The following is a 12,713-nucleotide window of genomic DNA, read 5'->3' as shown; positions in this document are numbered from 1 at the left end:
GCCAACGACGCCGCCGCCGACCGGCACCTGCAACCTGCCGTCGTCGTACCGGTGGTCGTCCACCGGAGCGTTGGCGCAGCCGAGGTCGGGTTGGGTGTCGTTGAAGGACTTCACGCACGCGCCGTACAACGGTCAGCACCTGGTGTACGCCACCACGCACGACTTCGGTACGTCGTGGGGTTCGATGAACTTCGGGCTGTTCTCGAACTGGAACCAGATGGGTTCGGCCAGCCAGAACGCGATGCCGTTCTCGGCTGTCGCGCCGTCGTTGTTCTACTTCGCACCGCGCAACATCTGGGTGTTGGCGTACCAGTGGGGTGGTCCGGCGTTCTCCTACCGGACGTCGACGAACCCGACGAACGTGAACAGCTGGTCGGCGCACCAGACGCTGTTCACCGGAAGCATCTCCAACTCGGGTACGGGCCCGATCGACCAGGCACTCATCGGCGATGACCAGAACATGTATCTGTTCTTCGCCGGTGACAACGGCCGCATCTACCGGGCCAGCATGCCGATCGGCAACTTCCCGGGCAGCTTCGGGTCGAACTACACCACGATCATGACCGACACCACGAACAACCTGTTCGAAGGTGTGCAGGTGTACAAGCTCCAGGGCCAGCAGCGGTACCTGATGCTCGTCGAGGCGATCGGTTCGCAGGGCCGCTACTTCCGGTCGTTCACCGCGACCAGCCTGGGCGGGTCGTGGACCCCGCAGGCCACCAGCGAGAGCAACCCGTTCGCCGGTAAGGCCAACAGCGGCGCCACCTGGACCAACGACATCAGCCACGGCGAACTCATCCGGTCCAACGCCGACCAGACGATGACCGTGGACCCCTGCAACCTGCAACTGCTCTACCAGGGACGGTCACCCAACTCCGGCGGTGACTACGGCCTGCTGCCGTACCGTCCCGGCCTGCTCACTCTGCAACGCTGAGCGGGCGCGCGTGGTCCGGACACCTCCGGGTGTCCGGACCACGCCTCGCCCTGCCAACTCTCGGCACGGCGACTCCGACCCGGCCACCTCACGGGTGACGTGACGATACCGGTCGCCGTTTCCGCACCAGGTCGACGAGACCGCGCCACACGTGGCCGACAGTGGCGGCGGTGCGGATCGTCACCAGTGGATTCCAGAAGTCCCGGAAGTGGACGATCCTGCCGTTCCGGAAACGGACCACCGAGATGTAGACCTGATGGAACTGTCGTCTGGTGACCACACCCCGGCCGTGGCCCACGAACTCGGCGATGACCAGATCGGGATCGGTGGTCTCGTGGAAGACCAGGCCGGAGAAGCGGACATCGAACTGCTTCGGGAATTCCTTCATGTGTTCGTACAACTCGTTATGCCCGACGAACCGGGGCGCGACGCCCGGTGGCGGGTACGGGAACTCCAGCACCCCGTCCGGGTCGAACAGCTCCACCCATTCGCGGATCCGTCCCTCGCTTATGTAGTCGAGATTGCGGGCGAAGAGCGCCTGCGAGCGCGCCCGGCTCTGCTGATCGGTCTCCACGGTGGTCACCTCTCGATGTCGGTAGTCGCGGATCAGGTTCGGGCCGGAAATGCTCGGCTCCGAGGTGGTGGGGTCAGCCATCGCGGGGCCGGACGAGCGCGGCGAGGTTCCGATCGATCAGGCTGTCCGGCAACAGCCGGGCCGCCAGACTCGCGAGACGCACGTCCGGGCCGACCGGGTACCGGGTCCTCGGCCGAGCCGCGGTGAGGGCGCGGGCCACCGTCCGGGCGTACTGCTGGGACGTGGTCCTGCTGCGCTGCACCTGGCGCGCGTTGCGGCGCAGGAAGGCCCGGAACGGATCCCGGTACAACGACGCGGTCGGCTCCGGCACACCGTCGATGAGTTCCGCACCGGACCGGTCGATCTTCGCCCAGATCGGCGTACGGATCGCACCCGGCTGTACCACCGAGACCGTGACACCGAACGGCCGTAACTCGCGCCGCAGGCTGTCGCTGATCGCCTCCTTCGCGAACTGTGCCGCCGCGTACGCGCCCAGGTACGGCAGCGCGACCCGGCCGAGTCCCGAGGTGACGTTCACGATCCGGCCCCGGGCCGCCCGCAGCAGGGGCAGGTACCCCTGAATCGTCTCGACCTGCCCTATCACGTTCGTTTCCAACTGCCGCCGGAGCTGCTCACCGGACAGACACTCCAACGGGCCGGGTTGGGCGACGCCGGCATTGTTCACCAGGCCCCAGAGCCCGGTGTCGCCGAGCCGCCCGGCCACCTCGTCCACCGCCTGCCGGATCTGGTCCGGCTCGGTCACGTCGACGCGCAGCGGATGCAGTCGGCCGGCCGAGGACCCCGCGAGCAGCCGCTCGCCGTCGGCCGTGGCGCGTACCCCGGCGAAGACCTGGAAACCGATCCGTTCCAGGTGCAGTGCCGCGTGCCGGCCGAGACCGGACGACGCCCCGGTGACCACCACGGTGCGACCCACAGGCGTGATCCGCCCTGCCCGCCGGATCACTGTCGGCTCCCCGCCGGCCGGCAGCCGATCGTGGCGAGCACCGCGTCGACGCTCGCCTGCACCAGGCTGGCCGCCCGTTGCTCGGGCAACGCGTCGGGCACATATGTGAAGTTCCAGGACAGCCGGCCGTGACTGGTGTTCGCAGTGGACACGAGGTAGCCGCACACGGACAGGCCGGCGACGAACTGGGCGCCGGAGAGCCGCCACGGCCCGATCCGGGCGGGGAAGTCGTACCTGCCGATGTTGGACAGGCACAGGTTCACCGGACCGCTGCGTTCCATCATCTCGATGAACCGACCGCTGGCGGCGACCGACTCCGGACCGGTGAGGCCGACCAGGTCGACAATGGCGAAGTGGCTGCCCGCCCGGCGACGGACCGCGAGGTCGTCGCTTATCGAGCGGGCGAGCTGCCAGAGAGACAGCCCTGGACGGTATCTGACGACGGTCGGCACGGTGGCGACGTACGCGCCCACGGCCCGTTCGGACACGGCGGGCTCCAGCGTGTCGCGGAAGGTGACCGGGGAACCGATCGTCACGTGTCCCGGCGAGCCGGCCTCAGCGGCGACGGCCAGCACCATCGCGGCGGCGAGCGCACCGTGCACAGTGGTCCCCTCCCCGCGACAGGCCGCCACCAGTGCCTCGACCTGCTCCGCGGTGAGGCTGCGGGCGACCAGCCGGGTACGCCGCTCGGTGAATGGCACGAAGCGGCTCGGCGCGACCCGGGCCGGGCGGTGCCGGTGCACGCGGTACAGCTCCCGGGCCAGCAGCCACCGCAGCCGCAGCGTGCCGGCCATGCCCCGGTACCGGCGGGGGAACATCGCCTCGCAGGCGGGCAGCGCAGGCTCAGACGTGTCCGCCGCAAGCTCTGACGGGCCGGGGGAGCACGCCTGGCCGGCCAGTTCGATCCACTGCCGCAGCAGGGACAGCACTGTCGTGCCGTCGGCCACGCAGTGCGGCATGGTCAGCAGCAGATCGTGCACCTCGTCGTCAGGCCCGCCGGCGGTGGGGGACCGGGTGAGCATCACGGCCCGGCACAGCGGGCCGCTGCGCCAGTCGATCCGGTCGACAAGTTCGTGGTCGTTGACCCGCCGTACCCAGCCTGTCTCACGGCCCGGTGCGGCATCCGCCGACTCCGGTTCGTCGTCGCGCACCTGGTGCAGCGGTATCGGCTGTCCGGTCGGCACGAACCGGGGGGCTCGCCCGTCCGGGTCGGTGGCGATCGCCACCCGCAACAGCGGATGCCGTCGGCGCAGGCGGTGCAACGCGGCGCGGAGCAGCGCGGCCGGCAGCGGACCGCGTACCCGGACGCGGGCGACGACGTTGAGCGGTGACACCTGGTCGGCGATCCAGTACCAGCGTTCGAGCGGGCTCAACGCCCGCCGTACCTCGGTCGGGGCGATCATCGTGCTGTCACCGTCGGTTCCGGGACACCGGGGAAGGTGAGTGCGACCTCGTTGCGGCGGTCGAGGAGACGGTCGGGCAGCCAGCGTAGATAGAGGCGACGGGCCAGGTCGGCGAGCGGGTGGGCCAACTGCTCGACCCGGCTGAGCGAGTGGGCTTCCCGGACCATCCAGCGGGTCCGCTCGCGGCGTGCGGTCTCGTAGCGACGCAGGGCCGTGGACCTGTCGGCCGCCTGCCGTAGGCAGTGGGCGAGCACGACGGCGTCCTCGATGGCCAGCGCCGCGCCCTGGCCGAGGCTCGGCAACATCGGGTGCGCCGCGTCGCCGAGCAGCGTCACCGGCCCGTCGCCCCACCGTTCGAGGAACGGCCGGTCCCGGGCCGGCACGCTGATGATCGCCGACTCCGGCGTCTGCGCGACAGCGGCCCGAACCTCCTCGGCCCAGCCGGCGTACGCCCGTTCGATCTCGGCCTTGCCGCCGCGCCAGTCGCGGGCCACGGCCGCCGCCATGTTCAACGTGCCCCACCAGTAGACCCGGTCGCCGTCGAGCTGTACCAGGCCGAACCGCTGGCCCCGTCCCCAGTAGTGGGCGGCGTAGCCGTCCCGGATCCTCGGGTGCCGCAGCGCGACAGTCGCGAGCCAGCAGACGTAGCCGGGCTCGCGGGGCACCTCCGGTCCGGCCAGCTGCCGGCGCACGGCCGAATGGAATCCGTCGGCACCGATGAGCAGGTCACCCTCGGCGGTCCGCCCATCGTGGAACTCGACCCGGACGCGATCACCGGCCACCTGGAACCGCCGGGCCGTGGCGCCGAGCCGCACCTGCGGGTCGCCGGCGGCGGCGAGCAGCGCCTGATGCAGCTCGGCGCGATGGATGGCGACGTTATGCGCCCCGAGTCGCTCGCCGAGCCGCGCGAACGGCACGGTCCTGATCGGCTCGCCGGTGGCGGTGCACAGCCGCAGCGCCGGGTAGACCCGGCCCCGCCGCTCCACGTCGAGGTCAAGGTCGAGGGTGCGCAGCGCGACGCGTGCGTTGGCGCTCAGCGACAGCGCCGATCCGCCCGGCCGCAGGTCATCGGCGCCCTCGTAGATCTCCACATCGACACCGACGCGACGCAGGGTGGCGGCTGCCGTCAACCCGCCGATGCCCGCGCCGATGATGAGTGCCTTGGTACGCCGCCGGGCCGGACCGCGGGCCCCGTTTCCCGCCGCCGTCATCGTCGGCCGCCGACCGGGCTGGATCCGGTCCGACCGGTCGCTGGGGCGGACGAGCCGGCCAGCAGTTCGGCGATCCGGTCGGCCACGTCCACCACGTGCGGCGGCTCCATCAGGGCCAGATGGTCACCGGGCACGTCGATCACGTCGATCCGGCCCGTGGTCAGTTCCCCCCATCCGTTGCGCGGGTCGAGGTGCAGCGACCCGGCGATGTCGTGCATGGGTTTGAGCAGGGGCGGCAGCGGATCGGAGGCGCGCAGCAGGGTGATGTCCTGGTCGATGACCCCGGGACGGTAGGCGATGATCGCCTCCCAGTTGGCCTTGAACACCTCGAACAGCCGCCGTACCGCCGCCGGCGAGTCGCCCGGACGGAGCACTCCGGCGGTGCCGGCCCGGCGGGCGACGAAGTCCAGCCGCTCCGTCGGCGACGCCAGATTCGACGGAATCGGCTCCAGCACCGGCCGGTCCAGGTCGAGCGGCATCAGCTCCCAGAAGAACCAGTCGAGCAGCACGTCCTCGGTCACCGGCACCGGGTCGTCGCCGCCGCGGGCGATGGGATCGATCAGGATCAACTGCTCGACCGGACCGGCTGCGGCGACGTCGAGCCGGCGGGCCGCGAGGTTGAGCTGCCGGGCCATCTCGAAAGCCACCACACCGCCGAACGACCAACCACCGATCCTGTACGGCCCGGTCGGCTGAACCCGGCGGATCGCCGCGAGGTAGCTGGCCGCCAGCGCCGGCACGGACCGTAGCGGCTCCGTCCCGGCGCTGATCCCCGCCGCCTGGAGTGCGTGGACAGGCTGGTCCCGGGGCAGGTGCCGGGCGAGGGGGAGGTAACACAGGACGTTGCCGCCGATCGGGTGCACGAGGAACAGCGGCGGTCGCTCACCACCGGTGCGGATCGGCACCACCGGGTCGACCGACGCCGGATCGGCGCCGCCGGCCCGCAGCAGCGTGGCGAGGTTGGACACGGTCGGGGCGGTGACGAAGGCGGCGACGGGCACGGCGACGCCGTACCGCTTCTCGATGAGCGTGACCAGGCGCATCGCGGTGAGCGACGTGGCGCCCAGCTCGAACAGGTTGTGCTCGACGTCGACCTGCGGCAGGTGAAGCAACTCGGCGGCGATCTCCGCGAGGACCCGCTCGTGCCGGTTGCGGGGTGGTGTGGGCCGCGCGGTCCGCACGGACAGCGGAAGCTCGCGCAGGCGGCCGTCGTCGCGTTTACCGCTCGGAGTCAGCGGCATCTCCGGCAGCCAGTGGACGTGGGTGGGCACCAGGTGCTCGGGCAGCGACTCCCGCAGCCGCCGACGCAGGTCGCTGAGATCGACCCGCGCCGGTTCGCCGACGAGGAAAGCGGTCAGGAAGGCGTCGGTGCCGTCGCGGCGTCGAGCCACCACCGCGGCCTCGCGGATGCCCGGGTGGTGCGCCGCCAGTTTCATTATCGCTATTTCGGTCTCGAGCGGTTCCACCCGGAACCCCCGGATCTTGGTCTGGGTGTCGGTCCGCGCGAGCCAGACCAGATCGCCGCTGGGGAGCACCCGGGCCAGGTCACCGGTGCGGTAGATCCGCTCACCGGGCGGGCCGAACGGGTTGGGCACGAACCGTTGACCGGTCAGCCCGGGCTGCCGGTGGTAGCCCCGCGCCACCTGGACGCCGCCGAGGTACAACTCTCCGGCGACCCCGGTCGGCACCGGACGCATCCGTTCGTCCAACAGGTAGAGAGTGACCCCGCGAACCGCCGACCCGATCGGGGGCAGATTCGGGAAACGCTGCGGATCGCCGGTCATCGGGTACGCGGTGACGACGTGGGTTTCGGTAGGTCCGTACTGGTTCTCCAGCACCGCGCCGGCCGGCAGGGCCGCGACGAACCGGCGGATCTCGTCGGTCACCCGCAGCTGTTCCCCCGACGAGATCACCACCCGCAGCGCCCGGGGGTGGATCCCGAGCGTCACCGCGGCCTCGGCCAGTTGCTGGAGCACCACGTACGGCAGGACGACCCGCTCGACGGATTCCCGGTCGAGCAGGCGCAGCAACTCCGAGCTGTCCCGCCGCTGCCGCTCCTCGACCATCTGGAGCCTGCCGCCAGCACTGATCGTGGTGAAGATTTCCTGGAACGACACGTCGAAGCTGAGCGGCGCGAACTGGAGGGTGACGCCACCGGCCGCCGCGCTTGCCGTCTCCGTCTGCCACACCTGATGGTTGTCGAAGGCGGCGTGGGACATCGCCACCGCCTTCGGGACGCCCGTGGAACCGGAGGTGAAGAGCACGTAGAGCAGGTCGTCCGGCCGACTGCGCGGCAACGGAGCCGGTGTGACGACCCGCGACGGCGCAAGCAGGTCCTCCACGACGAGCACGATCCCGGGTTCGCCCAGCAGCCGGGCGTGTGACCGGTCGGCGACGACCCGGACCGGTTGCGCCTGAGTGATCATCGCCGCGATCCGCTCCGGCGGGTAGCTGACGTCCAGCGGCAGGCAGGCCGCACCGGCGCGGACGACGCCGTAGACCGACGCGATCATCTCGGGGGAGCGGCCCACCGCGATCCCGACCAGGTCACCCGGACGCACCCCGGCGTGGACCAGCGCGGACGCGATCCGGTCGGCCTCCTCCTGCAACCGTGCGTACGTCCACCGACGGGTGCCGGCGGCCACCGCCACGGCATCCGGCGTACGTCGTACGTGACCGGCGAGGCGGCGTACGACGTCGCCGCCCGCCCCGGTGGTGGCCGTGACCGGCCCGGCCGTGAGCACCGGCGTGGCCGGGGCCAGGAACCCGAAGTCCGGTGCGGCGTCCGGCTCGTCGGCGATCCGGCCGAGGATCCGCAGGTACGTGTCACCGATCAGATCGGTCTGCGCTCGGGTGAACGTCCGGCGGTCCGCGTCGATCCGGAGCGAGATGCGCTGCTCCGCCGGGTGGACGAACACGTTCAGCAGCAGCGCGAAGTTTGTCTCCTCCCAGGCGTCGAAACCGAGCGGCTCGATTGTGGGTAGGTTGAGCAGCGGCGCCAGGACGTGCATGTGCACGTAGTTGAAGGCCAACTCGAACACCGGCCGGCCGCCCCGGTCGTGCTGGATGGCGTGCAACGGGTAACGCCGGTACGGCTGGCACTGCTGTTCCCGCAGGTGTACCTCCCGGATCGACTCCAGCCAGGAGGAGTGCCCGGTTCGCAGCCGCAGCGGCACCGTGTTGAGGAAAAGGCCGGCCAGCCGCTCCGCCCCGGCCCGCTCGGGACGGCCGTGAGTGACCAGCCCGACGGTCACGTCCGTGACACCCGAATACAACCGCAGGGTCAGGCAGTAGGCGGCGAGGAACACCGACTTCAGCGGCAGTCCGTGCTCCTGGGCGAAGGCCCGTACCCGCTGCTCCAGGCCCACCGGCAGCCCTACCACGTACCCCGGCGACCCGTCGTCGCCCGGCGGCTCGTACTGCCGAAAACCGTCGAGCTGGGTCAGCTCGGCGCCGTCGAGCCGGTCGGCCCAGAACCGCCGGGCCGACGTCGAGGCGAGCGCGCGGCGTTCCTCGACGACGTACGCGGCCAGGCCGGGCACCGCCGTGTCGACGACCGCCTCGACTCCGGCACCGATCAGGTGCAGATAGTCGCGGAACAGGTCACCGACGACAGTGGCGACGCTCCAACCGTCGAGGAGCACGTGGTGGAAGCTGAACACCAGATCGACCACACCGGACGGCAGCAGGTGCGCCCGGAACAGGAACAGCGGCGGCTTGTCGAAGGCGTACCTGTGGTGGCGCCGTTGTCGCATGTGCGCCAGCACCTCGGCGCGGGCGGCAGCGGGATCGAGGGTACGCAGGTCGGCGACGTCGAGCCCGCCGGTGACCCGGGCGTGCACGATCTGCAGCGGTTCGGTGAAGCCACCCACGTCGAAGGCGCATCGCAGGCCGGGGTGCCGGGCGACGAGCCGGTGGTACGCGGTGCGGAACGCCTCCTCGTGCCACGGCATCCGGACCGAGTAGCGGAAGACGTCGTGATAGGCGGTGGCTGCCTCGTGCTCGCTGCTGTGGTAGAGCAGCCCGAGCTGGAGCGCGGTGGCGGGGCAGGCGTCCTCCGCGTCACCGAGCCGCGCCCGGTCGAGCGCGGACACGAGCGTGAACGGGCCCTCCGCAGCCGGCGCGGCAGGTGACTCCTCGCCCGGCGCAGCGCGGCGTGCACATGTCGCCAACGCCGCGACTGTCGACTGTTCGGCCAGGTCGGCGAGGGTGAAGTGCAGGCCGTGCCGCTCCGCCTCGGCCCGGATCCGCAACGCCAGGATCGAGTCGCCGCCGATGGCGTGGTAATCCTGGTGGATGCCGACCGCCGGCAGGTTCAGCACCCGTGCCCAGATCGCGGCGAGCGTCCGCTCCACCTCGTCGCGGGGCTCCTGCTCCGGCCCCTGAGGCGACGGTGCCACCGGGGCGGGCAACGCCGCCACGTCGAGCTTGCCGTTCGGGGTGAGGGGCAGCCGGTCCAGTCTGTCGAAGAACGCGGGCACCATGAAGTCCGGCAGGTGGCGCAGCAGGTGGCCGCGTAGCCGTACCGGGTCCAGATCCGCATCCGCCACGTAGTAGCCGACCAGGTGGATGTCCCGACCGGGGGAGGTGCGGGCGACGACCGCCGCGTCGCGGATCCCCGGGTAACCCGCCAGCACCTGCTGGACCTCGCCGGGCTCGACGCGGTTGCCCCGGATCTTCACCTGCCCGTCGAGGCGGCCGAGATAGTCGAGGCTGCCGTCGGCGAGCCACCGGGCGAGGTCACCGGTGCGGTACATCCGGCCTGCGCCCCGTACCGGGTCGGTGACGAACCGGGCAGCGGACGGTGCCGTCCCGCCGGCCCCGGCGCGTCCCAGGTAGCCCCGGGCCACGGCGACCCCGGCGACGCAGAGTTCACCGGGGACGCCCACCGGCTGCGGCTGGTCGTCGCGGCCGAGCACGTAGAGCCGGACGTTGTCGATCGGGCGGCCGATCGGCACCCGCCGCGTCGGCCGGTCCGGATCGGGGTGGCACTCGTGGTGCGTGACGTCGACTGTGGCCTCGGTCGGCCCGTACAGGTTGACCAGCCGGGCACCGGCGGCGGGGTCAGCGCCGGACGGCAGGCGGAACAACCTGTGGAACTGGTCGACCCGCCGGGCGGGCAGCTCCTCGCCGCTGGCGAAGACCAACCGGAGTGGGTCGGCCTGCCGACGCAGGTCGGGCGCCTGGGTCAGCAGGTCGAGGAAGGGCCCCAGCATCGACGGCACGAAGTGGATGACCGTCACGCCGTGCCGCGCCACGGCGGTCAACATCGTGCGGGGGTCACGGTGCGCCCCGGGACGCGGCAGGACGAGCCGGGCCCCCGCGAACGCCCACCAGAACAGCTCCCACACCGACACGTCGAACGAGATCGGGGTCTTCTGCACAAGCACGTCGTAGGCGTGCAGGGGGTAGCGGCGCTGCATCCACGCCAGCCGGTTGACCACCGAACGGTGTTCGACCATCACGCCCTTGGGATCGCCTGTCGATCCCGAGGTGTAGATGACGTACGCGAGGTCGGTGGCCCGGGCCAGCGGTTCGACCGGGTCGCGCGGATAGCTGCCCAGCGTGTCGAGGCTGCGCACGGTCAGGCCCGGGACGTCATCCCCGCCGGTGTGCTGCCGAGCCACGTGCGCACCGGCGGTCAGCAGCACCTTCGCGCCGCTGTCGGCGAGCAGGTACCGGGTCCGGGCCGGCGGATGGTCCGGGTCGATTGGCACGTACGCCCCACCCGCCTTCAGGATGCCGAGGATCCCGGCGAGCAGCGGCGCTCCCCGTTCGGCCAGGATGGCCACCCGGTCGTCGCGGCCGACGCCGTCGGCCCGCAGCGCCTGCGCCACCTGGTTGGCTCGCGCGTCGAGGTCGGCGTAGCTGAGCGTCTCGCCGGTACCGTCCACCACCAGGGCGACCCGGTCGGGGGTACGGGCAGCCTGCTGCTCGAACAGGCTGTGCAGGGTCGCCTCGGTCGGATGGTCCACGACGTTGTCGCCGTGCGCCCCGGTGACCCTGTCGAGCTCGGTGTCGGTGAGCATCGGGATCCGGGCCAGGGGTTCGTCGGGCCTGTCGAGCGCGTTGCCGACGAGCGTCACCAGGTACCGGCCGAACGCTTCGACGGTGAAGTCCCCGTCGAACACGTCACAGGAGTAGTCGAGATCGACAGTCAACGCACCGTCGTCGTACTCGTTGACGAGTACGGCCAGGGCGTTCTGCTCCGCCACCCGACTCGCACCCACAGTGCGGTGGCTGACGCCCGGGATCACCTCCGGACGCGGCCAGCGCAGCCAGGAGAGGGTCACGTCGTAGAGTTGGCGGAACCCGTGGGGTGCGATGACCTCGCGTAGCAGTTCGCCCCGGGACAGCCGTTGGTGGGCCCGCATCGAGCGCAGGGTCCGGTGCAGCTCGGCCACCAGCTCGGGCATCGTTCGGGTGCCGGGTACCGCGATCGGCACCGGCAGTTCGTTGGCGACGTGACCGACTGTCTGCCGCTGCGCGTACGTGCTCCGGTTGAGCACCGGCACGCCGAGCACGACCTGTTCGGTGCGGTGGATCCGGCCGAGCTGCACCGCGAGGGCCGCCGCGAAGACGGTGAACGGTGACTGACCCGTGGCTCGGATCCGGTCGATCAGTTCCCGCCGCACAGGAAAGCTGTGTCGGGCGGTCCGGTAGCGGCCGGTGGTCCGGTTGGCGAACAACGCCGGGGTGATCCCGTCGAGGCAGGCGCGGAAGTGCTCGATGTCCCGTTTGCGCTGGACGGATCCGGCGTAGCCGGCCAGGTCCCGCGCCAGATCCAGGTAGGAGCGACGCCGACCCGCCGGGGCAGCCGTCCCCGCGACGGCTGCCCCGGGAGCCGCTCCGGCGCGGGCTGAGGGGGGCGCCGCTCCCGCGACGGCCGCCGCGTACCCGGCGCAGACCTGACGCAGCAGCAACCGGGCGCTCCAACCATCGGTGACCAGGTGGTGGGCGTTGAGGTACGCGTACGAGACGGACTCGCTCTCGCGTAGCAGGGCCACCCGGTACATCCGGTTGCGGTGCAACTCGAAGGGCCGGGAGAAGGCCCGTGCCATCCAGGAATGGCACGCCTGGTGGGGGTCGGAGACACCACGGAAATCGTGGATCTCGACCACCGCCTGCTCCGGCTCCACCCACTGGAAGGGCAGCCCGTCCTCCTCGTCGAAGCGTAATCGCAGTGCGTCGTTTGCGGCTATGGCCTGTCGCAGGAGGATGAGCAGGAGACCGTGGTCGACCGGGCCGACAAACTGTTCCCAGCCACACACGTTGAATTGTGGAAGGTTCGGGGACAAACGACTCGCTACCCAGATGTCTGATTGGTATGTGGTTAGCGGCGTACGGTCTGAATTGGTCACTTGTCACCTTTCCGCTCGCCACCGCACCGACCCGTTGCCGGCATTCGAGATCGTGCCCGGCGCCGAGCGTGCAGGGTGGTGTCGCTGCGGTCGAAACTGGCCGCTACGCACGAGTCGAGCGGCTATGGAGGCCGGGTGAAGTCAGTCGCCAGTTTGCGGCGGCTGTTCCTGGCGTGCGTGTGGCGAAATCCCTGGCGTGGCGTTCTTTCCTGCGCCATCGCCTGTCCCGTTGATCACTTCGAGGCAGCGTAGCCGAGCGGCGGTGC

At 71.0% G+C, this 12,713-nt stretch carries 6 protein-coding genes; 1 reads left to right on the top strand and 5 read right to left on the bottom strand.

Annotation, left to right across the window (positions count from 1 at the left end; genetic code table 11):
- The coding region (locus Van01_RS15940) for a non-reducing end alpha-L-arabinofuranosidase family hydrolase (RefSeq protein WP_204007602.1) at positions 1-934 on the top strand (934 nt) is incomplete at its 5' end.
- 88 nt (positions 935-1,022) lie between these two features.
- On the opposite strand, the gene Van01_RS15935 is transcribed toward Van01_RS15940, so the two are convergent.
- Genes Van01_RS15935 through Van01_RS15915 form a run of 5 tightly spaced genes read right to left on the bottom strand, consistent with a single transcriptional unit; the run spans position 1,023 to position 12,447 of the window.
- A complete protein-coding gene (locus Van01_RS15935; protein ID WP_204007600.1) occupies positions 1,023-1,589 on the bottom strand; it encodes a nuclear transport factor 2 family protein in 567 nt (188 codons plus the stop codon).
- Positions 1,582-2,472 carry an SDR family oxidoreductase gene (locus Van01_RS15930; protein WP_204007598.1) on the bottom strand — a complete coding sequence of 297 codons (891 nt, stop codon included), beginning with the start codon at positions 2,470-2,472 and terminating at the stop codon, positions 1,582-1,584. Before Van01_RS15930 ends, Van01_RS15935 begins: the two co-directional genes overlap by 8 nt.
- A complete protein-coding gene (locus tag Van01_RS15925) occupies positions 2,469-3,875 on the bottom strand; it encodes a phthiocerol/phthiodiolone dimycocerosyl transferase family protein (RefSeq protein WP_204007596.1) in 1,407 nt (468 codons plus the stop codon). The genes Van01_RS15930 and Van01_RS15925 overlap by 4 nt, the downstream gene beginning before the upstream one ends.
- Positions 3,872-5,086 (bottom strand): FAD-dependent monooxygenase, encoded by a 1,215-nt coding sequence (locus tag Van01_RS15920; protein WP_204007594.1) that lies wholly within the window; start codon positions 5,084-5,086, stop codon positions 3,872-3,874. The genes Van01_RS15925 and Van01_RS15920 overlap by 4 nt, the downstream gene beginning before the upstream one ends.
- Entirely contained in the window at positions 5,083-12,447 is a 7,365-nt protein-coding gene (locus Van01_RS15915; RefSeq protein WP_204007591.1) for a non-ribosomal peptide synthetase, read from the bottom strand. The genes Van01_RS15920 and Van01_RS15915 overlap by 4 nt, the downstream gene beginning before the upstream one ends.
- Between the last annotated feature and the right edge of the window lie 266 nt (positions 12,448-12,713).

Origin of the sequence: Micromonospora andamanensis (genome assembly GCF_016863495.1) — a bacterium.
Taxonomy (GTDB): Bacteria; Actinomycetota; Actinomycetes; order Mycobacteriales; family Micromonosporaceae; genus Micromonospora; species Micromonospora andamanensis.
Note: the sequence above shows the minus strand (reverse complement) of the source record. Positions and strands in the feature narration are given on the sequence as shown.